We start from the raw sequence: 21771 nt of genomic DNA on the forward strand, positions 1-21771 counted from the left end.
ATCGGTGCGCTGGTCGGTGCGCTGGTCGGTGCGCGGCACGGGCCGGCGCGGGGACGGGCGAACCGGTCAGCGCACGATGATGCGGACGTTGTCGATCAGGCGGGTGGAGCCCACCTTCGCGGCGACGGCCAGCACCGCCTCGCCCTGGAAGTCGTCCGCCGCCTCGGTGAAGTCGTGCGGGTCGATCAGGGCGAGGTAGTCGGGGGTGATGTCCTCGGCGGCGGCGAGGACGGCCGAGGCGGCCTCGCGGACGGCCTTCGGGCCCTGCGCGGCGGCGTCCCGGCCGGCGAACAGGGCCTTGGACAGGGTGAGGGCCCGCGCCCGCTCCTCCTCCGAGAGGAAGCGGTTGCGCGAGGACAGCGCCAGGCCGTCCTCCTCGCGGACGGTCGGCACGCCGACGACCTCGACGTCGAAGTCCAGGTCGGCGACCATCCGCTGGATGATCGCCAGCTGCTGGGCGTCCTTCTCGCCGAAGAGGGCGAAGTCCGGGTCGGTGATGTGCAGCAGCTTGGCGACCACCGTCAGCACGCCGTCGAAGTGGCCGGGGCGGGTGGCGCCCTCGAAGCGCTCGCCCATCGGGCCGGCCGTCATGCGCACCTGGGGCTCGCCGTTCGGGTAGACCTCCTCGACGGACGGCGCGAAGACCACGTCGGCGCCGTTCTCCTCGGCCAGCTTCACGTCCGCGTCCAGGGTGCGCGGGTAGCGGTCCAGGTCCTCGGCCGGGCCGAACTGCAGCGGGTTGACGAAGACCGTCACCGCGACCCGGCCCTCCGGGCCGACCTGCTTGCGGGCGGCCCGGATCAGCGCGGCATGGCCCTCGTGCAGCGCGCCCATGGTCATCACGACGGCGTTGTCCACCGGCCGCTCGTCCGGCCAGAACGCGGCCTCGAAGTCGTCCACGGTGCGGGTGACGACGGCCCGGTGGACCTTCGGGGTCCGCTGGGCCTTGCTCGGCTGCTTTCCGCGTGCCATCTAGCGCTTCTCCTCGTTCAGTACGTCCAGCAGCGCCGCCGCCGACGTTTCGTCGATCGTCCCGTTGGCGAGCGCCCGCTGCGCGGTGGCCCGGGCCATCGCCCGGTAGGCCGCCGGGATGTCGGGGGACACCGTACTGAGCTGCGCCAAGTGGCGCCGCACGGTGCCCGCGTCGCCCCGGGCGACCGGGCCGGTGAGCGCCGCGTCGCCGGAGCGCAGGCTGTTGTCCAGGGCGGCGCCCAGCAGCGGGCCGAGCATCCGGCCGGGCTCGGCGACGCCCGCCGTGCGCAGCAGCTCCATCGCCTGGGAGACCAGGGTGACCAGGTGGTTCGCGCCGTGCGCGAGGGCGGTGTGGTAGAGCGGGCGGACCTCCTCGGGCACCCACTCGGGCTCGCCGCCCATCTCCACGACCAGCGCCTCGGCGACCGGCCGCAGCTCCTCGGGGGCGGTCACGCCGAACGGGCAGCCGGCCAGCCGGGCCAGGTCGACCGAGGTGCCGGTGAAGGTCATCGCCGGGTGGAGGGCCAGCGGCAGCGCCCCGGCCCGGGTGGCGGGATCCAGGACGGCGACGCCGTGCGCGCCGGAGGTGTGCGCGACCAGCTGGCCGGGGCGGACGGCGCCGGTGGCGGCCAGCCCGGCGACCAGGTCGGCCAGCGCGTCGTCGGGAACGGTCAGCAGGACGAGGTCGGCGGCGGCCAGCACCTGGGGCGGGGTGACGATCCGCACCCCCGGCAGCAGCGCCTCGGCGCGCCGGCGGGAGGTGGCGGAGACCCCGGAGGCGGCGACCACGGTGTGCCCCGCGAGCTGCAGGGCGGCGCCCAGCGCGGGGCCGACCCGGCCGGTGCCCACCACGCCGACGGCGAGCCGGGCCGGCCGGGCGGCGGGGTCGCCGAGGTCTCCGAAGGCGGCGTCGCCGAGGCCGTCGGCGAGCGGGGCGAACTCGCCGGAGCCGGCGAAGTCGGACGGATCCACGCATCCACCCTTGTCCTGAATGACCGTTCCGGTCCCTCTGCGGGTACCGGACGTACCGCCCCAGTGTACGGGCGCCCCCGTCCGGTGGCCCTAGTCGGTGGCCCCGGCCCGGATCAGCCCGGCCTCGTACGCCAGCACCACGGCCTGGACCCGGTCGCGCAGGTTGAGCTTGGCCAGGATCCGGCCGACGTGGGTCTTCACGGTCGCCTCGGAGAGGACCAGCCGGGCCGCGATCTCGCCGTTCGACAGGCCCTGGGCGACCAGCAGGAACACCTCCCGCTCGCGCTCGGTGAGCGGGCCGAGGGCGTCCGAGCCGGGCGCGCTGTGGGGCGTGGGCAGCACCTCGGCGAAGCGGTCGATCATCCGGCGGGTGGTGGTCGGGGCGACGACCGCGTCCCCGCCGTGCACCGCGCGGATCGCGGCCACCAGCTCGGTCGGCGGGACGTCCTTGAGCAGGAAGCCGCTGGCCCCGGCCTTCAGCGCGGCGAAGGCGTACTCGTCCAGGTCGAAGGTGGTGAGGATGAGCACGTGCGGGGCGCCCGGCAGCGGGCTGCCGTCCTCGGCCAGGCAGATCCGGCGGGTCGCCTGGACGCCGTCCAGGCGGGGCATCCGGACGTCCATCAGGATCACGTCCACCGCGGTGTGCCGCAGCAGCTCCAGGGCCTGCGCGCCGTCGCCCGCCTCGGCGGCGATCTCGATGTCCCCCTGGGACTGCAGGATCATCCGGAACCCGGTGCGCAGCAGTTCCTGGTCGTCGACGAGCATCACGCGGATGGTCAAGGTGGGCTCCTAGGCAGAGGGGAAGCGGGCGGGGCTAGTGGGCCGCCTTGAGCGGGAGGACGGCGCGGATCCGGAAGCCGCCGCCGGGGCGGGGGCCCACGTCGAGGCTGCCGCTGACCATGCCGACCCGCTCGCGCATGCCGCGGAGGTGCGGAGCACGCCGAGCAGGCGGCGCATCTCGACCAGCGCCTGGCGGCCGGTGGAGGCGATCGTGCCGAGCGCCTCCTTGGCCTGCTGGGGCGAGTTGTCGAGGACGTACGCGGCGCCGTCGGCTTGGACGATCATCACCGAGACGTTGTGGGCGACGACGTCGTGCAGTTCGCGGGCGATCCGGGCGCGTTCGGCGGCGACCGCGACCTTGGCCTGGGCGTCCCGTTCGCGCTCCAGCCGGGCCGCGCGGTCCTCCAGCTCGGTCAGGTAGGCGCGGCGCACCCTCGTCAGCCGGCCCCACGCCCAGCACAGGATGAACGGCGTGCTCATCAGCAGCATGATCGCCGCCGACTCGCCGGCGCCGTACGGGTGGGAGGCGTAGTGCCCGTCGCCGATGTCGACCGTCTTCATCGGGTGCATCTGCCAGAACACCAGCGGCCCGGCGGACAGGCCGACGGTCAGTGCCAGCCGGGAGGTCCACTTCTGGCCGAAGGCGGCGCCGGTGTAGGCGAAGACCAGGTAGGCGATCGAGGAGCCGCCCGGTTCGACGTCGGCGAGCACCTGGCTGACGCCGAGGCCGATGGCGGCGGCCACGGTCACGTCGGGGTGGCGCCGGCGGAAGACCATCAGCGCGGGCAGCATCAGTGCGACCAGGAGGTCCGCGGAGAAGCGCCAGCCGTCGTCGGGGAGGTTGTCGTTCGGCAGCAGGCCGATGACGAGCACGATCGCCGCCCAGGCGGAGTCGACCACCATGGGGTGACGGCGGAGCCAGGCGTTGAGTCGATGCACGTGTCCAGCGTAGGCAGTCGCTCCGCGTGTCCAGGTCCGCCGGTAGGGCGATCCGTCCTACTCCGTAGGTCGGAGAAGCCCCGGCTCCGATTGGAAGGGGTCTCCCGCGGCCCGGTAGCGTCGCGCCCCATGACTTGGATGCGGTGGGCGCCCGCCATGGAACAGGCCCTGTACGACCCCGACCGGGGGTTCTACCGCAGGCCGGAGGGTCCCGCCGGTCACTTCCGCACGTCCGTGCACGCCTCCCCGAGGTTCGCCCGTGCGGTGGCCCGGCTGCTGCTGGAGGTTGACGAAGCCCTCGGTCGTCCGGAGGAGCTGGCCCTGGTCGACGTCGGGGCCGGACGGGGCGAACTGCTCGCCGGGGTGGTCGCCGAACTGTCGGGGGAGGCCGCCGGGGGGCTGCCCGGCGGCGCGCGCGGCGCCGGGCGCGGTGACGTGCTGTCGCGGCTGCGCCCGTACGGCGTGGAGATCGCGGACCGTCCCGCCGGACTGCCGTCCACAGCCCTGTGGACGGACGAACTGCCGCGCGGCCTGACCGGGCTGCTGTTCGCCAACGAGTGGCTGGACAACGTGCCGCTGGACGCCGGCGAGGTCGACGCCGACGGGGTGCTGCGCTACGTCGAGGTGGACACCGCGACCGGCGGGCAGCGCCTCGGCGAACCGGTCTCGGCGGCCGACGCGGCCTGGGCCGAGCGCTGGTGGCCGGTCGACGGACCCGGGGCGGTGGTGGAGTTCGGCGGCCCCCGGGACGCGGCCTGGGCGCGGGCCGTCACCGGGCTGGAACGCGGACTGGCCGTCGCCGTCGACTACGGGCACACGGCCGGGCGGCGCCCGCCCTTCGGTACCCACACCGGCTTCCGGGACGGCCGGGAGGTGGCCCCCCTGCCGGACGGCTCCTGCGACATCACCGCGCACGTCGCCCTGGACTCCGCCGCCGTGCCCGGTCTCCACAGCCTGTGGACGACCCAGCGGGAGGCGCTGCGCGCGCTCGGCGTCAGCGGCGGGCGGCCGCCGCTCGCACTCGCCTCCACCGACCCGGCGGGCTACCTGCGGGCGCTGGGCGGCGCGGGGGAGGGCGCCGAACTGACCGACCCGGGCGGCCTGGGCGGCTTCGGGTGGCTGGTGCAGACCGTCCGCATGCCGGTACCGGCGAGCTTGGAGCCCCTGCCGGGATGGCAGACTCTGGGGGCATGAGGGAGACCACGGTCGGCATCGGGGCGGGAGCCGAGAACTTCACCGGCGAGGCGGGCACCACCGACATGGTGCTCAACATCGGCCCGCAGCACCCGGCCACGCACGGCGTGCTGCGCCTGCGCCTGCTGCTCGACGGCGAGCGCATCGTCACCGCCGAGCCGGTGATCGGCTACATGCACCGGGGCGCGGAGAAGCTGTTCGAGGCCCGCGACTACCGGCAGATCATCATGCTGGCCAACCGGCACGACTGGCTCTCCGCCTTCTCCAACGAACTCGGCGTCGTCCTCGCCGTCGAGCGGATGCTCGGCATGGAGGTCCCCGAGCGGGCGGTGTGGGTCCGCACCCTGCTCGCCGAACTCAACCGGGTGCTCAACCACCTCATGTTCCTCGGCTCGTACCCGCTCGAACTCGGCGGCATCACCCCCGTCTTCCACGCCTTCAACAGCCGCGAAGACCTCCAGCACGTCCTCGAAGAGGCCTCCGGCGGCCGGATGCACTACATGTTCAACCGCGTCGGCGGTCTGAAGGAGGACCTGCCGGCCGGCTGGCTCGGCCGGGTCCGCACCGCCGTCGCCGCCGTCCGCTCCCAGCTGCCGGTCTTCGAGGACCTCGTCCTCGGCAACGAGATCTTCCGCGCCCGCACCGCCGGCGTCGGCGTCCTCACCAGGGACCAGGCCCAGGCCTACGGCGTCAGCGGCCCCATCGCCCGGGCCAGCGGCCTCGACTTCGACCTGCGCCGGGACGAGCCCTACCTCGCGTACGACTCCGAGGAACTGCGGCAGGTGCTCACCGTCGTCACCCGCGACGAAGGCGACTGCCTCGCCCGCTTCGAATGCCTGCTGGAGCAGACCGCCAACTCGCTGGACCTCGCCGACGCCTGCCTCGACAAGCTCGCCACCCTCCCGGCGGGCCCCGTCAACCAGCGGCTGCCCAAGGTGCTCAAGGCACCCGAGGGCAGCACCTACACGTGGACCGAGAACCCGCTCGGCATCAACGGCTACTACCTGGTCTCGCGCGGCGACAAGACGCCGTGGCGGCTCAAGCTGCGCTCGGCGTCCTTCAACAACGTCCAGGCGCTGACCGAACTGCTGCCGGGCACGCTGGTTGCGGACATGGTGGCGATCCTGGGGTCGATGTTCTTCGTGGTCGGCGACATCGACAAGTAGCCCGACGAGCAGCCCGACGAGTGGCGCCCCGGGCAGACTGCCCGGGGCGCCACTCGTCGGGCTACTTGGCCTTGGGCTTCTTGGCGGGCTCGGCCTTCCTGACCGGGTCCGCCGGGTGCGGGGCGACCCTGCGGTCGCCCTTGGTGGCGATCCGCTCCTCGCACAGGCCGGCCAGCACGTCGTAGGCCGCCCGGCCCATCAGCTCGGTGAGCTCGGGGCGGTAGCTGACGTACACCGGCTCCGCGCCCTGGTGTGCCGCCGGGGCTCCGGTGCACCACCAGTGCAGGTCGTGGCCGCCCGGGCCCCAGCCGCGCCGGTCGTACTCGCCGATCGAGACCTGCAGGTAGCGGCTGTCGTCCGGGCGGTCGATCCAGTCGTAGGTGCGACGGATCGGCAGCTGCCAGCAGACGTCCGGCTTGGTCTCCAGCGGCTCCCGGCCCTCCTTGAGGGCCAGCGCGTGCAGGGCGCAGCCGGCGCCGCCCGCGAAACCGGGGCTGTTCACGAAGATGCAGGCGCCCCCGACCCGGCGGGTCTGGCGGTCGCCGTCCTCGTCCAGCATGGTGATGCCGCCGGAGGTGCCGTCGCCGGACGTGATCCGCCCCTTGGCGTCGGTGCCCTCGGCGAAGTTCTCCCACAGCTCGGGCGTCAGCCGCGCCGCGTGCCCCAGGACGCGCTTCTCGTCGTCCTCGTCCGAGTAGTGCGCGCCCAGCGTGCAGCAGCCGTCCGACTCGCCGCGGCCCTCGCGGATGCCGTGGCAGCCCTGGCCGAACACGCAGGACCAGCGGGAGGTCAGCCAGGTGAGGTCGCAGCGGAAGACCTGCTCCTCGTCGGCGGGGTCGGCGAACTCGACCCAGGCGCGCGGGAAGTCGAGCGGAACCTCGTCGCGCGGGATCTCGCGGCGCAGGGTCGGCATCGCGAGGTCGACGGGGGCGGGGGAGGCCTTGGGCTTCGCCTTGGCCTTCTTCTTGGACGTTTCTGCTGGTGCCACCCGGCAAGGGTAGAGCTTTCGCGGGGGCGATGACGGGCTCGGTGCGGGGAAGGAGCGGGCCGGCGCGCGCCGCCGCGTCCCAGCGGTCCGGACCAGCGCGAATACCGCCGCACCCGCTCTCGCCCGGACCCGCATCGCGTAGCGTGGAGCGTTATGCGACTCGGTGTGCTCGACGTAGGTTCCAACACGGTCCACTTCCTCGTGGTGGACGCCCATCCGGGCGCTGCTCCGCTGCCCGCGTACTCGCACAAGGCCGAACTGCGCCTGGCCGAGCTGCTGGACGAGAACGGCGCGATAGGCGAGGCAGGCATCGAGCGGCTGGTCGGGCACGTCGCCTCGTCGCTGCGGGTCGCCGAGGACAAGGGCGTCGTGGACATCCTCCCGTTCGCGACGTCCGCCGTGCGCGAGGCCGCGAACGGCGAGGAGGTGCTGCGGCGGGTGGCCGCCGAGACGGGCGTCGAACTGCGGGTGCTGTCCGGGCAGGACGAGGCCCGGCTCACGTTCCTGGCCGTCCGCCGCTGGTTCGGCTGGTCCTCCGGCCGGCTGCTCAACCTCGACATCGGCGGCGGCTCGCTGGAGATCGCCTGCGGCCTGGACGAGCAGCCGGACGTCGCCTGCTCGCTGCCGCTGGGTGCCGGCCGGCTGACCGCCCGCTGGCTGCCCGGCGACGTCGCCGACCCGGCCGGGCTGCGCGAGTTGAGGCGCCACATCCGCGCCGAGATGGCCACCGTGGTCGGCGAGATAGCCCGACTTGGGCCGCCGCAGCACGCGGTCGCCACCTCCAAGACCTTCAAGCAGCTGGCCCGGATGACCGGCGCCGCCCCGGCCGACGCCGGCCCGTACGCCGACCGCCGGCTCACCCGCCGGGGGCTGGCCGCCTGGCTGCCGCGGCTGTCCTCGATGACGGTCGCCGAGCGCGCGCAGATCCCCGGAGTGTCCGAGGGGCGCGCCAAGCAGCTGCTGGCCGGCGCGCTGGTCGCCGACGCCGCGATGGACCTGCTCGGCCTGGAGGAGCTGGACGTCTGCCCCTGGGCGTTGCGCGAGGGCATCATCCTGCGCCGCCTGGACACCATGGACAGCCCCGCGGACCGGCGCCGTCCGGCGCTCACCCCGTAGGACGGCGTCCCGTTCGGCGCGCGCTCCGCTTACGCTGTCTCCCGTGGTGCAACCAGCGGGCGAGGACGGGACGCGGGAGGGCCGCGCTCCCGGGGACGGGCAGCCGCGGCCGGACAGCCCGCGCCGCCGGCTCGGCAAGGCGGTCAAGGGCGCCACCGCCGCGCAGGCGGCCAAGGCGGCCAGGGCTGCGAAAACAGCCAAGACTGCGAAAACAGCCAAGGCGGCCAAAACGGCCAAGGCCGGCAAAGCGGCCGAAGCGGCCGAAGCGGCCAACGGGACCACGGAGGCCAAGGCGGCCTCGGCCACCGCGAAGAAGGCCTCCGGGACGAAGCCCACGACGGCAACGCCCCCGGCTACGACCGCCGCCATGGCCAAGCCCTCGACGAAGCGGACCCCGTCGGCCGCTCCGACGGAGAACCCGGCCGACCGGAGCGGGCACCCCGCCGAGAAGCCCACCCGGAGCCGCGCCCCCCGCAAAGCCGCCGCCAAGGCCGCGCCGAAGGAGACCCGCACCGCCCGGGCCGCCGGAGCCGCCAAGGCCGCCGTCCAGTCGGTGCGCTCGGTCAAGGCCGCCCGCCGGGACGCCGCCCGTCCGCCGCTGCTGCGCACCACGGACCGGCTGGTGCTGCCCCGGCACCCGACCCTGCACATTCCCGACACGAAGGTGGTCCTGTCCACCGCCTCGGTGTACCCGGCGAGCACCGCCGTCGCCTTCGAGTCGGCCGCCAAGCTCGGCTACGACGGGGTCGAGGTGATGGTCTGGAACGACCCGGTCAGCCAGGACGTCGACGCCCTGCGCCGGCTCTCCGACGCCCATCAGCTGCCGATCCTGGCGGTGCACGCGCCCTGCCTGCTGATCACCCAGCGGGTGTGGACGACCGACCCGTGGACCAAGCTGGTCCGGGCCCGGGCGGCGGCGGAGAAGCTGGGCGCGAGCGCGGTCGTCGTCCATCCGCCGTTCCGCTGGCAGCGGCAGTACGCCCGGGACTTCGTCGAGGGCATCAACCGGATGGCGGGCGAGACCGATGTCCGCTTCGCCGTCGAGAACATGTACCCGTGGCGCTACCGGGACCGCGAGGTGCTGGCGTACGCCCCCGGTTGGGACGTCACGGACGAGGAGTACCGGCACTTCACCATCGACCTGTCGCACGTCGCGACCTCCCGGATCGACACCTTCGCCATGGTCGAGCGGATGGGCGAGCGGCTAGCCCACGTCCACCTGGCCGACGGCAGCGGCTCCGGCAAGGACGAGCACCTGATCCCCGGCCGTGGCAAGCAGCCGTGCGCCGAGTTGCTGGAACACCTGGCCCGTACCGGTTTCGACGGTCACGTGGTGCTGGAGGTCAACACCCGCCGCGCCGCGTCCCCCGCCGAACGCGAGGCCGATCTGGCCGAGGCGCTGGCCTTCACCCGCTTGCACCTGGCCACCCCCTCGCGCGTACGCTGAGCCGTGCGGAGCTCGTCCCGGAACGGCGAACTCCCTTGCGGAGGGGGCGACATGGCGGAGGGGGAGAGTTGACGGAGCAGCGGAACTACCGGGCGGCCGCCGGGAGCTTCGGCGCGGTGGCCGCCGAGTACGAGCGGGGCCGCCCCGGCTATCCCGACGAGCTGTTCGACGCGCTGGAGCGGCTGTGGGGCCGCGGCCTGAAGGGCGCCCGGGTGCTGGACGTCGGTGCCGGCACCGGCATCGCGACCCGGCTGCTGGCCGCCCGGGGCGCGGCCGTCGTCGGCGTGGAGCCCAGTGACGGCATGGCCGCCCGGTTCCTGGCCTCCTCACCCGGGCTGCCGCTGGTCCGCGGCAGCGGCGACGACCTGCCGTTCCACGACGACTCGGCGGACCTGGTGACGTACGCCCAGGCCTTCCACTGGACGTATCCGGAGCGGTCCGTCCCGGAGGCGGTCCGGGTCCTGCGGCCCGGCGGCGCCGTCGCGGCCTGGTGGAACGTGCACGACGAGACCGTCCCGTGGGTCCGGGCGCGGGCCGAGCGGATGGCCGCCGCCCTGCCCGCCCGCTACCACGGCTACGGCGGGATCACCGGGCACACCAGCCACTTCGCGCCGGCCGGTCTCGCGGTCGAACGGACGGTGCTGCACTGGGAGCGGCGGGTCACCGTCGACCACGTGCTCACCGACCTCACGTCCCGCTCGTACCTGGCCTCGCTCAGCCCGAAGGAGCGGGCGCCGGTGCTGGCCGCCGAGCGGGAGGCGCTGCTCGCCGAGTTCCCGGACGGGACCGTGGTCGAGCCGTTCAGCCTGGACCTCACCGTGGCCGTCGCCCCGGGGTGACCCCGCCCCGTGCCCGCAGCCCGCGCCCCGCACCTGGCGTCCCGGCGCCCCTGTCTCGACACCATGCCCCGGCGCCCCCGGCCCTGACCGCATCGCGGACGGCCGGTCCGTCGGCCGGACGGCGGGCGTAGGCTCGGTAGCCACAGCGGCCCCCGCACCCTCCCACCGGCGGGGCGCCGGCGAGAGCCCGAAGGAGTGGAGCACAGTGCCCGAGCTGAGGTCCCGTACGGTCACCCACGGTCGCAACATGGCAGGCGCCCGGGCGCTTCTCCGGGCGGCAGGCGTAGCCCGCGAGGACTTCGGCAAGCCGATCATCGCGGTCGCCAACTCCTTCACCGAGTTCGTCCCCGGCCACACCCACCTCCAGCCGGTCGGCCGGATCGTCTCCGAGGCGATCAAGCGGGCGGGTGGCATCCCGCGCGAGTTCAACACCATCGCCGTGGACGACGGCATCGCGATGGGCCACGGCGGCATGCTCTACTCGCTGCCCTCGCGGGACCTGATCGCCGACTCGGTCGAGTACATGGTCAACGCGCACTGCGCGGACGCCCTGATCTGCATCTCCAACTGCGACAAGATCACCCCGGGCATGCTGATGGCCGCGCTGCGCCTGAACATCCCGACCGTCTTCGTCTCCGGCGGCCCGATGGAGGCCGGCAAGGCCACCCTGGTCGACGGCACGGTGCGCAAGCTGGACCTGGTCGACGCGATCTCCCAGGCCGTCAACGAGAACGTCTCCGACGAGGACATCGCGATCATCGAGGAGAACGCCTGCCCCACCTGCGGGTCGTGCTCCGGGATGTTCACCGCCAACTCGATGAACTGCCTCACCGAGGCCATCGGCCTGTCGCTGCCCGGCAACGGCTCGGTGCTCGCCACCCACACCGCGCGCCGGGCGCTGTACGAGAAGGCCGGCGAGACCGTCGTCGCGATCACGAACCGCCACTACGGCGGTGACGACGCCTCCGTCCTGCCGCGCGCGATCGCCACCCGCGCCGCCTTCGAGAACGCCATGGCCCTGGACATCGCCATGGGCGGCTCGACCAACACGATCCTGCACCTGCTCGCCGCCGCCCAGGAGGCCGAGCTGGACTTCGACCAGCGGGCCATCGACGCGATCTCGCGCAAGGTGCCCTGCCTGTCCAAGGTCGCGCCCAACGGCTCCTACTACATGGAGGACGTCCACCGGGCCGGCGGCATCCCGGCGATCCTCGGCGAGTTGTACCGCGGCGGGCTGCTCAACGAGGACGTCCACACCGTGCACTCCGACTCGCTCGCCGAGTGGCTGAAGACCTGGGACGTGCGCGGCGGCTCGCCGTCCGCGGAGGCCGTCGAGCTGTGGCACGCCGCCCCGGGCTGCGTCCGTTCCGCCGAGGCCTTCTCGCAGTCCGAGCGCTGGGAGTCGCTGGACACCGACGCGGCCGGGGGCTGCATCCGCAGCGTCGAGCACGCCTACTCCGTCGAGGGCGGCCTGGCCGTGCTGTACGGGAACCTCGCCGAGGACGGCTGCATCGTGAAGACCGCCGGCGTGGACGAGTCGATCTGGACGTTCAGCGGCCCGGCCGTCGTGGTCGAGTCCCAGGAGGACGCCGTCGAGGCGATCCTCGCCAAGCGGGTCAAGGAGGGCGACGTCGTCGTCATCCGCTACGAGGGCCCCAAGGGCGGCCCGGGCATGCAGGAGATGCTCTACCCGACCTCCTTCCTCAAGGGCCGCGGCCTCGGCAAGGCCTGCGCCCTGGTCACCGACGGCCGCTTCTCCGGCGGCACCTCGGGCCTGTCCATCGGCCACGCCTCCCCGGAGGCGGCCTCCGGCGGCACCATCGCGCTGGTCGAGGACGGCGACACCATCGCCATCGACATCCCCGGCCGGACGATCTCCCTGGAGGTCCCGGACGAGGTCCTCGCCGAGCGCCGCCGCGCCCTGGAGGCCTCGGGCGGCTACCGCCCGAAGAACCGCGACCGCCAGGTCAGCCAGGCCCTGCGCGCCTACGCCGCGATGGCGACCTCCGCCGACAAGGGCGCCGTCCGCGACGTGGCCAAGCTCGGCTGAGAGCGGTGGACGACGGAGGAGCCGCCCCGGCGCGGGACGGCTCCTCCGGCACGTGCGGCGGCCGGGTGATAATCGACGGCGTGAGCGAGCAGCCCCCCACCCCCGCCCCCGCCCCGGCCCCCATGCCTGCCGGCGCCCCCGAGCCGGAGCCGATCCGCTGGTTCGGCACCAGCTGGCTGAACCGGGACGACGGCTACTGGCTGCGCCGGGTCGCCGTGTCGGCCGGCTCCCTGGTCGCGGCCGTCGCCGTGGTGCTGGTGCTGCGCTTCGGCGTCGAGGGCATCGCCCTGTCCGACAACGGCACCTTCCTCAACGCGCTGCTGACCGCCGCCATCGCGGTCTGCTCGATGATGTCCGTCCGGCGCACCTGGAAGGTGCTCACCGAGGGCAAGGACCGGCTGACCGGCTGGATGGCCGAGGACAAGTCGCTCGGCGCGGTCTGGTTGATCGGCGGCGCGGGCTCCCTGCTCGCCTACTTCGCCCGCAGCCTGGTGGAGGCCCCCGGCGAGGCGCTCCACCGGGCCTCCTACGAGCGCGCCGTCGCCCAGTATGAGAAGCGGCGGGCGAGCCGCAGCGGCCGGCCCGCCGCCAAGGCGCCGGGCCGGACCAAGCGCAAGCGCTGACCGGTCAGTCGCGGCTGATGGTGCCGCACCCCTCGGCCTGCTGGACGTCCTTGCTGCGGTCGTACGGGTCGACCGCCGGGCCGGTCGGCCGGGAGTCGGGGTTGTCCGGCTGCAGCGCGGCGAACTGGTCGAACTGCGGGTGGAAGAAGCCGTCGTAGACGTTGCAGGCCGAGTTGGCCGGGTCGGTCTGGCTCTTGGCGTACACGATCTTCTTCGGCTGGACCCGGTAGCGGCCCGGGTCGTAGAAGCGGAAGGTGTCCACCCGGCGCACGATCGTGCGGGTGGTCCAGGTGTCCCCGGCCACGTCGGCCGCCCGCACGACCAGGCCCACCGGCTTGGCGGTGCCGCCCTGCGGCGGGGCCGGCGTCGTGGGCTTCGCCGGCTGCGGGGCGCCGGTCGTCGGCTGGGGCGACCCGGCGCGCTTGGCGGCCTCGGGGCCGGGGCGCAGCGCGTACACGTAGCTGAAGTCGGTGTGGATCAGGACGCCCTTGTCCCCGTCGCCTTCGTAGGTCATCCGGCCCTGGACCTTGACGGTGTCGCCCACCGGGATCGCGTCGCGGGGGTCGAACCGGCTGAACCAGTCGGTCGGGTCGGTCTCCTTGGACGGGTGCTCCAGCGCGGCCCTCGCCCCGTCCTGGTCCTGCCGTTCCAGCATCGCCAGGGCGGCGTCCGGCCGCCCGCCCGCGATCACGTTCGGATCGAGGTTGGCGGCGACCAGGTAGTCCTTGACGGACTGCAGCTGGGCGGCCACCTGTTCGGTGGAGAACACGCCGGTGGCCTGGGCCTCGGGGACGACGAAGGCGTCGGCGCCGTTCGGCCAGCCCTCGGCGGGGGAGCCCGCCCAGGGGTGGTCGACGGTCGGCTGCTGTTCGTCGACCTTCGGCGGTGCGGTGGTCGGCTTGGCCGTCTCGGGGGCGACGGTCGGCACGGGGGCGTGGGCCGACGAGGAGCCGCCGTTGTGGTCCGCGTACCAGTTGCGCAGCCCGCCGATGTTCAGTGCGGCGAGCAGGACGGTGACGGTCAGCACGACGTAGAGGGGCGTGCGCCACTGCGGGCGGCGGCGCGGGCGCGGGTTGCCCCAGGGGTCGACCGCCTGGGGCTTCGGCTTGCGGCCGAAGCGCCGTTTGGGCGTGGGGCCGTCGTTGACCGAGCGGCGGCCGCCCGGGTCGACCGGCGGGGTGTGCTTCCACCGGGCGGAGAGCATGCGGGTGCGTCCGCTCTGCTCCTTGACGGCGGCGTTGCGGATGAACTCCTCGTCCAGGACGAGGTCGGCGAACGGGTCCCTGGAGCCCGTCCCGGACGGGTCGGACCCGCCCGGCTCGTCGCCCCGGGCGGGGCGCGGTTCCGGATCTTCGGCTATCGGCATCGCGCCAGTATGACGACGGGGTGTGACCATGCGTCGATCGGGGGCGCACCAGGTGGTGAACCGGTGTGTGCCGGGTGGTGATTCACCCCGTTTCGCCTGGAGCCGTGCCGGTGTCCGGCCTGCTCAGCCCTTGCGCCGGGCCTGCTTGACGGACCCCACCACCCCGGCGATCGCCAGCAGCAGGCCCGCCGGCAGCAGGGAGAGGAAGAAGGCGCCGAACAGGCCGGCGTCGCCGAGGAACAGCTGTGCCACGGTGTCGAGCACCAGCAGCCCGCCGGCGGCCGGGAGCGCCGACCGCCACGGGTGGTCGTTCGCCCAGCGGCTCAGCCGCCGGTCGGCGGTGTCGCGGCGCAGTTGCCCGCCGACGGTGCCGACCAGGAAGAAGAAGAACAGGGCCCAGCCGGCCGGTCCGGCCAGCATGCCCAACGACCAGCTCCCGGAGATCGCTTCGATCCCCAGGGCGGTCGCCCCCACCACCGCACCGACCCCCGCGGCGGTCCGCCACGGGCCCACGGTCGCTGCGGCGACGGCGAGTTGTCGGTTCTCACGTCGGGTCATTTCGTCGTGTGCCATGGCTCAACGGTGCGCCCGCCCGAGTCGGGTGGCCATAGGGGAATCCCCTGGTTTCCTCCCTAGGGCCCGTCGGGGACAGGCCCGGTGGGGCGCCCGGGGTGACGCGGGCGCCCGCGGACCGGACGGTCCCGGCGGGCCTCGTCGCGCGGTGCGAGGATGGCCGCAGTACCGAGGCAAGGAGCGGACGATGGGCAGCAGCGCAGCACACGGACAGAAGATCGCCTTCCTGGGCACCGGCAAGATCGGCGAGGCCCTGCTCTCCGGCCTGCTGCGGGCCGGAAAGGACCCGGCGGACGTCCTGGTGACCGCCCGCCGCCCCGAGCGCGCCGTCGAACTCGCCGCCCGCTACGGCGTGGTGGCCGTCTCCAACGCCGAGGCCGCCAAGCTGGCGGACACCCTGATCCTCGCGGTGAAGCCGCAGGACATGGGCACCCTGCTGGAGGAGCTGGCCCCGCACGTCGGCGCGGACCGGCTGGTGATCTCGGCGGCGGCGGGCGTGCCCACCTCGTGGTTCGAGGAGCGGCTGGCGGCCGGCACCCCGGTGGTCCGGGTGATGCCCAACACGCCGGTCCTGGTGGACGAGGGGATGAGCGTCATCTCGGCCGGCTCGTACGCCTCGGAGGAGCACCTGGTGCGCGCCGAGGAGATCTTCAGCTCGGTCGGCAAGGCGCTGCGGCTGCCCGAGTCCCAGCAGGACGCGGCCACCGCGCTGTCCGGCTCCGGCCCGGCCTACTTCTACTTCCTGGTCGAGGCGATGACCGATGCCGGCATCCTGCTCGGCCTGCCCCGGCAGGTGGCGCACGACCTGATCGTGCAGTCCGCGATCGGGGCGTCGGTGATGCTGCGCGACTCGGGCGAGCACCCGGTGAAGCTGCGCGAGGCGGTGACCTCGCCGGCCGGCACCACCATCGCCGCCATCCGCGAGCTGGAGAACCACGGGGTGCGCGCCGCGCTGCTGGGCGCTCTGGAGGCGGCCCGGGACCGCTCCCGGGAGCTGGCCTCCGGCGGCAGGTAGCCCGGGGCGGCCCGGCAGAAGTCCCTGCGCGACCCCTCCCGCAATCGCGGCACACCGCCTACGCTCTCGCCAACCTCGCCCTACCGGCTGGTAGCGAGGTCGCCCGGAGGCCCTGTGGAGGTCCGTATGAGTGCCGTGCCGTCCGCGATCCCGCCCGGCCTGCGCGTGGGGCGGGCCGCGCTCGCGGGCGGCTTCCTGCTCCAGGGCACCGTCTTCGCGCTGCTGGTCACCTGCATCCCGGAGATCCAGCACCGGTACGGGCTGAGCGACGGGCTGCTGCCGGTGTTCCTGGCCGCGGTGCCGATCCTGGCCGGGGTCGGCTCGATCACCTCCGAGCAGGTGGTGAAGCGCACCGGTGCCCGGGCCGTGCTGCGGGTCGTCCAGCCTGCCGTCTGCCTGATCCTGGCGGCGGTCGGGTTCGGTGACGGGCTGTGGCAACTCGCCCTGGCACTGGGCTCGTTCGGACTGCTCGTGGGGGCGCTGGACGCCAGCATGAACATGCTCGGGGTGAGCCTGCAGCACCGCTACGGCCGCTCGATCATGCTGGGTTTCCATGCCGCGTTCAGCCTCGGCGGCATCGTCGGCGCGGCCCTGGCGGGCCTCGGGTCGCACTACGGCCTCGGGCTGCCGGCGCTGTTCGGCGCGGCCGCCGCGGTCGTCGCCCCGCTCGCGGTGGTGACCGGCAGCCTCCCCCAGCCTCCGGCCGACCGGACTCCCGCCGCCGGCCCGGCCGGACCCGGCGACGCCGTCCGGGAGGCCGCCGAAGCCGCCGCCCGGTCCGTGCCGTGGCGGCCGCTGCTGCCGCTCTGCCTGGCGATGGCCTTCGCGTACATCGCGGACGCCTCGGTCTCCAACTACAGCGTCAAGTACCTCACCGACGGGCTGGGCAGCCGTGCGGACCTCGCCAAGCTCTCCTACCTCGGCTACATGGTCGCGATGCTGCTCGGCCGCACCCTGGGCGACCGCGCGGTGCAGCGCTTCGGCGCCGTCCCGGTGGTCCGCGGCGGTGCCGCGCTGGCCGCGTTCGGCTTCGGGGCGGCCGCCGTCGCACCGGCCGCCTGGGCGGGCATCGCCGGGTTCACCGTGCTGGGCTTCGGCATCTGCGCGATCATCCCGCAGGTGTTCGCGGCGGGCGGCCGGCTCTTCCCGGCCGACTCGGACGCCGCGGTGGCCCGGCTCAACCTTTTCAACTACGTGGGTTTCCTGGTCGGTTCGCCACTGGTCGGGGCGATCGCCGACGCGAGTTCGTACCGCTGGGCGCTGCTCGCCCCGATGCTGCTGGTGCTCGCCGTCGTGCCGCTGGCCGACCGCTTCGCCCCGGCGCCGGTGCCGGCCCCCGTCGCCGCGTGACGCCGGCCGGGTCCCCCACCCGGCCGAACCCGTAGGAGAGGCAGGACGCGGGGGCCACCGGGTGCGGACTGCCGTGCCGCCGCCCGGACATGCCCCCCACGTGCCCTGGCGGCCGCCCGGCCGCCGCCACCCGCTACGGTGGAGGCCATGCCCGAAGCCGAGCGTGACACCCCCTGCGGCCTGCACCTCTTCTGGGACGAGGCCGTCACCGCCTACGACTTCGGCCCCGGCCACCCGATGGATCCGACCCGGCTGGCCCTCACCATGCGCCTGGTCGAGGCCCTCGGACTGAACGGCGGCCCCGGGGTGACCGTCCGCTCCGCGCCGCCCGCCGGCGAGTCCACCCTCCGGCTGGTGCACACCCGGGAGTACGTCGAAGCGGTCAAGCACGCCGCCGCCCACCCCGAGCGGAGCGACCCCCGGCACGGCCTCGGCACCGACGACAACTGGTCGTTCCCCGCCATCCATTCGGCCTCGGCGCTGATCGCCGGGCAGTCCGTGGCCGCCGCCGAGGCGGTGTGGCGCGGCGAGACCCCGCACGCCGTCAACTTCGCCGGGGGCCTGCACCACGCGATGCCCGGCAAGGCCTCCGGCTTCTGCGTCTACAACGACCCGGCACTGGCCATCGCCCGGCTGCTCGAACTCGGCGCCGAGCGGGTCGCCTACGTCGACGTGGACGTCCACCACGGCGACGGCGTCCAGGAGGCCTTCTGGAACGACCCCCGGGTGCTCACGGTCTCCCTGCACGAGCACCCCGCCACGCTCTTCCCGCAGACCGGCTGGCCGACGGAGACCGGCGGCCCGGACGCCCCCGGCTCCGCCGCCAACCTGCCGCTGCCGGCCGGTACCGGCGACGCCGGGTGGCTGCGCGCCTTCCACGCCCTGGTGCCCGACCTGCTGGACGCCTTCCGGCCACAGGTCCTCGTCACCCAGCACGGCGCCGACACCCACCTGGAGGACCCGCTCGCCCACCTCGCCGTCACCCTGGACGCCCAGCGGCTGATCGCCGAGGAACTGCACGAGCTGGCCCACCGGCACGCCGACGGCCGCTGGGTGGCCACCGGCGGGGGCGGCTACGCCGTGGTGGACGTCGTCCCCCGCAGCTGGACGCACCTGGTCGCCACCGCCGCGGGGCGGCCCGTCGACCCGGCCACCGAGACCCCCGAGTCCTGGCGCGCCGAGGTCTACCGCCGCACCCGCCGCCCGGCCCCGCTGCGGATGACCGACGGCGCCCGCCCGGCCTGGCGCGACTTCGACGCGGGTTACGATCCGGCCGACCGGCTCGATCAGGCCATCCTCGCCGGCCGCCGTGCGGTGTTCCCCCACCACGGCCTGCTGGCCTGATCCCGCCGCCCCGCCCGGGGCCCGCCGGGCGGTGCGTACGTCGACCGGTGCGATCGGCGGAGCGGCTACGTACTGCAACAGTCCTATCTCTCACCGTACGAGGACTGCACTTCCCCTCTTCCCACTGGTACCACCCATAACTACTCTGGGGATACACGTGTGCCGGTGGAGTCACCGGAGGGGAAGCCGGTGCCTTGCACACGGGTAAGGGTCGGGTGATGGTCATGAGTTCCGTGGAGCGTCCCCTGCAGGAAGTCGTCTTCCTGACCGTGGCGGAGGTCGCTGCGGTCATGCGGGTGTCCAAGATGACGGTGTACCGCCTGGTGCACAGCGGAGAGCTGCCGGCCATCCGGGTCGGACGGTCCTTCCGGGTGCCCCAGCAGGCGGTGCACGAGTACCTCAAGGAGTCGTACGTGCGGCTCGAGAGCGCGTAGCACCAGGGTCGGCGGGGCCCGGTCCGCAGCCGTGGACCGGGCCCCGTTCGCCCCGGATTTCCCCGGAGTTTCCCGGTCGCCCGGAGCGCGATTACGGCCCCGGCCGTGCGGACGGTAGGCTAGGCCCCCACGTCAGTCGTATGGACTCCGTCTCTCACGGACGAGAGTCTCAGTGAGCGAGGGTTGTTCCGTGGGCTCTGTCATCAAGAAGCGTCGCAAGCGTATGGCCAAGAAGAAGCACCGCAAGCTTCTGAAGCGGACCCGCGTCCAGCGTCGCAACAAGAAGTAAGCGTCCCCGGCCGCGCACCGCGCGCCCGACGCTTCCACCGCCCGTCCGGCCCCCGTGGCCGGGCGGGCGGTGTCGTTTCACCGCCCGGTGGGGCGGCGCGGTACGGTGCACGCAGGCCGATCGGGTCGTGGGAATGGGGTGCAGCACCGTGGGCGTGGTCGTGCTCGTCACCGGCGTGGCGCGCCATCTCGGTGCCCGTTTCGCCGCTGAGGTCCGCCGCCGCCCGGGCGTGGACCTGGTCGTCGGGGTGGACGTGCAGCCGCCCCGGTCGCCGGCCGCGGAGCCGGACGGCCCGGCCGCCCCCTACCGCTTCCACCAGCTCGACCTGCGCCGCCCGGCGCTGTCCCGGGTGCTCGCCGAGCACCAGGTCGACACCGTGGTGCACCTCAGCGTCAGCGCCACCGGCCTGGGCTCCACCAACCGCTCCGCGGTGAAGGAGTCCAACGTCATCGGCACCATGCAACTGCTCGGCGCCTGCCAGAAGGCGCCGGCGGTGCGCCGACTGGTGGTCAAGTCCACCACCGGCGTGTACGGCTCCGCGCCCCGCGACCCGGCGGTGTTCAGCGAGCGGATCCAGCCGAAGGACCCGCCCGGCGGCGGCTTCGCCAAGGATGCGGCCGAAGTCGAGGGCTACGCGCGCGGCTTCGCCCGGCGCCGGCCGGACGTCGCGGTGACGGTGCTGCGGTTCGCCAACATCGTCGGCCCGAACGCGGACACCCCGCTCAGCGAGTACTTCGCCCTGCCGGTGCTGCCCACCGTCCTCGGCTACGACCCCCGGCTGCAGTTCGTCCACGAGGACGACGCCGTCGCCGTGCTCTGCCGGGCCGTCGGCGAGCCCGAGCCGGGCACCACCAACACCGGGACCTTCAACGTGGCCGGGGAGGGCGTGCTGCTGCTCTCCCAGTGCGCCCGCCGGCTCGGCCGGCCGACCCTGCCGCTGCTGCTGCCCGCGGTCAGCTGGATGGCCGTCCTGGCCCGGCAGACCCGACTGGTCGACGTCTCGACGGAGCAGCTGCGGCTGCTCACCCACGGCCGCGTGGTGGACACCTCGCGGTTGCGCGAGACCTTCGGCTACCGCCCGGCGTTCACCACCCCGGAGGCCTTCGCCGACTTCGCCGCCGCCCAGGGGCCGGGCCTGCTCCCGCCCGAGCGGCTGGCCGCCGTCACCGACCGGCTGACCGCCCTGCTCGGCCCGGAAGGGCCCGCCGGCACCGCCACCGCCACCGCCACCGCCGCCGTACCGAACCGCCCCCGCCGACCGAGGAGCTGAACCCGCGATGAGTGCCGCAGCCGAGAACGCGCCGGGCGAGGCCAAGGTCATCCCGATCGAGTCCGCGCCCAGCTGGTCCGAGCCCGAGGGCCCGGGCGCCGGGCTGGCCGACCGGCTCGCCGGGGCGGTCGGCGCAGCGCTGTCCGGGCCGCTCGGGCCGACGGCCGCCCGGCTGTTCGGCAAGGGCTGGGAAGGCCGCGCCGCCGAGGGGCTGGCCTTCCTGCGCCGCCGGGTCACCGGCGACTACGAGGTCGACGAGTTCGGCTTCGACCGCGAGCTCACCGAGGAGGTGCTGCTCGCACTGCTGCGCCCGCTGGCCGAGAAGTACTTCCGGATCGACGTCCAGGGCGTGGAGAACATCCCGGCCGAGGGCGGGGCGCTGGTCGTCGCCAACCACTCCGGAACGATCCCGCTGGACGCCCTGATGACCCAGGTGGTCATCCACGACCACCACCCGAACCGGCGGCACCTGCGGATGCTCGCCGCCGACCTGGTCTTCGTGCTGCCCGGCGTCAACGAGCTGGCCCGCAAGGCCGGCCACACGCTGGCCTGCAACGAGGACGCCCAGGCGCTGCTGGAGCGCGGCGAGGTGGTCGGGGTCTGGCCGGAGGGCTTCAAGGGCATCGGCAAGCCGTTCTCCGAGCGCTACAAGCTCCAGCGGTTCGGCCGCGGCGGTTTCGTGGCCTCGGCGCTGCGGGCGAGGGTGCCGATCGTGCCCTGCTCGATCGTCGGGGCGGAGGAGACCTACCCGATGGTGGGCAACGTGAAGACGCTGGCCCGGCTGCTGGGCCTGCCGTACGTGCCGATCACACCGACGTTCCCCTGGCTGGGCCCGCTCGGGATGCTGCCGCTGCCGACCAAGTGGACGATCCGCTTCGGCGAGCCGATCGCCACCGACGGGTACCCGGCGGAGGCGGCGGACGACCCGATGCTGGTCTTCGACCTGGCCGACGAAGTGCGCGAGACCATCCAGCACACGCTCTACCAGCTGCTGGTGCAGCGGCGCTCGGTGTTCTTCTGACGCTCGGGCGCCCGCCGCACGGC

Annotated in this window: 20 protein-coding genes and 1 pseudogene; 14 read left to right on the forward strand and 7 right to left on the reverse strand. The window is 74.0% G+C overall.

Translation table 11 applies throughout. The annotated features are described in order from the left end of the window. Positions 1 to 66: 66 nt before the first annotated feature. The 4 genes and pseudogenes from panC to IF30_RS40955 form a co-directional block, all read right to left on the reverse strand. Complete coding sequence (gene panC, locus IF30_RS0104030) at positions 67 to 972, reverse strand: pantoate--beta-alanine ligase (RefSeq protein WP_030232020.1); 906 nt, start codon at positions 970 to 972, stop codon at positions 67 to 69. Then, positions 973 to 1824, reverse strand: a complete 852-nt coding sequence (locus tag IF30_RS0104035; RefSeq protein WP_051709259.1) for a Rossmann-like and DUF2520 domain-containing protein — start codon at positions 1822 to 1824, stop codon at positions 973 to 975. It lies immediately after the preceding gene. Between the two features lie 210 nt (positions 1825 to 2034). Further along, entirely contained in the window at positions 2035 to 2724 is a 690-nt protein-coding gene (locus IF30_RS0104040; protein ID WP_030232026.1) for a response regulator, read from the reverse strand. 34 nt (positions 2725 to 2758) lie between these two features. Then, positions 2759 to 3627 (reverse strand): annotated as a pseudogene (locus IF30_RS40955) (sensor histidine kinase). Positions 3628 to 3792: 165 nt separating this feature from the next. On the opposite strand from IF30_RS40955, the gene IF30_RS0104050 reads away from it, so the two are divergent. Together IF30_RS0104050 and IF30_RS0104055 are read left to right on the forward strand one after the other, a co-directional pair. Further along, positions 3793 to 4857 carry an SAM-dependent methyltransferase gene (locus tag IF30_RS0104050; RefSeq protein WP_030232029.1) on the forward strand — a complete coding sequence of 355 codons (1065 nt, stop codon included), beginning with the start codon at positions 3793 to 3795 and terminating at the stop codon, positions 4855 to 4857. Next, the gene (locus IF30_RS0104055; protein WP_030232031.1) at positions 4854 to 6023 is read left to right on the forward strand and encodes an NADH-quinone oxidoreductase subunit D; all 1170 of its coding nucleotides are present in this window, start codon (positions 4854 to 4856) and stop codon (positions 6021 to 6023) included. The genes IF30_RS0104050 and IF30_RS0104055 overlap by 4 nt, the downstream gene beginning before the upstream one ends. 61 nt (positions 6024 to 6084) lie before the next feature. Here the strand turns inward: IF30_RS0104055 and IF30_RS0104060 are convergent, their stop codons facing one another. Next, the gene (locus IF30_RS0104060; protein ID WP_078891117.1) at positions 6085 to 7011 is read right to left on the reverse strand and encodes a hypothetical protein; all 927 of its coding nucleotides are present in this window, start codon (positions 7009 to 7011) and stop codon (positions 6085 to 6087) included. A 153-nt stretch (positions 7012 to 7164) separates the two neighbouring features. Between IF30_RS0104060 and IF30_RS0104065 the strand changes: the two genes are divergently transcribed. The 5 genes from IF30_RS0104065 (at position 7165) to IF30_RS0104085 (ending at position 13086) form a co-directional block, all read left to right on the forward strand. After that, positions 7165 to 8127 carry a Ppx/GppA phosphatase family protein gene (locus IF30_RS0104065; RefSeq protein ID WP_030232037.1) on the forward strand — a complete coding sequence of 321 codons (963 nt, stop codon included), beginning with the start codon at positions 7165 to 7167 and terminating at the stop codon, positions 8125 to 8127. Between the two features lie 643 nt (positions 8128 to 8770). Beyond that, positions 8771 to 9574: a sugar phosphate isomerase/epimerase family protein gene (locus IF30_RS0104070; RefSeq protein WP_030232039.1), complete on the forward strand. Its 804-nt coding sequence runs from the start codon at positions 8771 to 8773 to the stop codon at positions 9572 to 9574. A gap of 68 nt (positions 9575 to 9642) precedes the next feature. Further along, complete coding sequence (locus IF30_RS0104075) at positions 9643 to 10413, forward strand: class I SAM-dependent methyltransferase (protein ID WP_030232042.1); 771 nt, start codon at positions 9643 to 9645, stop codon at positions 10411 to 10413. A gap of 205 nt (positions 10414 to 10618) precedes the next feature. Continuing rightward, a complete protein-coding gene (ilvD, locus tag IF30_RS0104080; RefSeq protein WP_030232045.1) occupies positions 10619 to 12463 on the forward strand; it encodes a dihydroxy-acid dehydratase in 1845 nt (614 codons plus the stop codon). 80 nt (positions 12464 to 12543) lie between these two features. Further along, positions 12544 to 13086, forward strand: coding sequence for a hypothetical protein (locus tag IF30_RS0104085; RefSeq protein ID WP_030232048.1), 543 nt, complete (start codon positions 12544 to 12546; stop codon positions 13084 to 13086). Between the two features lie 4 nt (positions 13087 to 13090). On the opposite strand, the gene IF30_RS47510 is transcribed toward IF30_RS0104085, so the two are convergent. Continuing rightward, positions 13091 to 14452, reverse strand: a complete 1362-nt coding sequence (locus IF30_RS47510; RefSeq protein ID WP_037898950.1) for a hypothetical protein — start codon at positions 14450 to 14452, stop codon at positions 13091 to 13093. Between the two features lie 123 nt (positions 14453 to 14575). After that, the gene (locus IF30_RS0104095) at positions 14576 to 15025 is read right to left on the reverse strand and encodes a hypothetical protein (protein WP_158834734.1); all 450 of its coding nucleotides are present in this window, start codon (positions 15023 to 15025) and stop codon (positions 14576 to 14578) included. Positions 15026 to 15212: 187 nt separating this feature from the next. Here IF30_RS0104095 and proC point away from each other — a divergent pair, with 187 nt between their 5' ends. From proC to IF30_RS0104125, 7 genes are all read left to right on the forward strand, one after another. Next, complete coding sequence (proC, locus tag IF30_RS0104100) at positions 15213 to 16040, forward strand: pyrroline-5-carboxylate reductase (protein ID WP_030232056.1); 828 nt, start codon at positions 15213 to 15215, stop codon at positions 16038 to 16040. Positions 16041 to 16166: 126 nt separating this feature from the next. Continuing rightward, a complete protein-coding gene (locus IF30_RS0104105; RefSeq protein WP_030232059.1) occupies positions 16167 to 17390 on the forward strand; it encodes an MFS transporter in 1224 nt (407 codons plus the stop codon). A 147-nt stretch (positions 17391 to 17537) separates the two neighbouring features. Then, positions 17538 to 18734 carry an acetoin utilization protein AcuC gene (locus tag IF30_RS0104110; protein WP_051709185.1) on the forward strand — a complete coding sequence of 399 codons (1197 nt, stop codon included), beginning with the start codon at positions 17538 to 17540 and terminating at the stop codon, positions 18732 to 18734. Positions 18735 to 18958: 224 nt separating this feature from the next. Next, positions 18959 to 19168: a helix-turn-helix domain-containing protein gene (locus tag IF30_RS0104115; RefSeq protein ID WP_045699258.1), complete on the forward strand. Its 210-nt coding sequence runs from the start codon at positions 18959 to 18961 to the stop codon at positions 19166 to 19168. A gap of 190 nt (positions 19169 to 19358) precedes the next feature. After that, positions 19359 to 19457 (forward strand): 30S ribosomal protein bS22, encoded by a 99-nt coding sequence (locus IF30_RS44880; RefSeq protein ID WP_003948845.1) that lies wholly within the window; start codon positions 19359 to 19361, stop codon positions 19455 to 19457. 148 nt (positions 19458 to 19605) lie between these two features. Then, the gene (locus tag IF30_RS0104120) at positions 19606 to 20727 is read left to right on the forward strand and encodes an NAD-dependent epimerase/dehydratase family protein (protein ID WP_051709261.1); all 1122 of its coding nucleotides are present in this window, start codon (positions 19606 to 19608) and stop codon (positions 20725 to 20727) included. 7 nt (positions 20728 to 20734) lie between these two features. After that, the gene (locus IF30_RS0104125; RefSeq protein ID WP_030232072.1) at positions 20735 to 21748 is read left to right on the forward strand and encodes a lysophospholipid acyltransferase family protein; all 1014 of its coding nucleotides are present in this window, start codon (positions 20735 to 20737) and stop codon (positions 21746 to 21748) included. Positions 21749 to 21771 lie beyond the last annotated feature (23 nt).

It is taken from the genome of Streptomyces sp. NRRL S-350, assembly GCF_000719705.1.
Lineage (GTDB): Bacteria > Actinomycetota > Actinomycetes > Streptomycetales > Streptomycetaceae > Kitasatospora.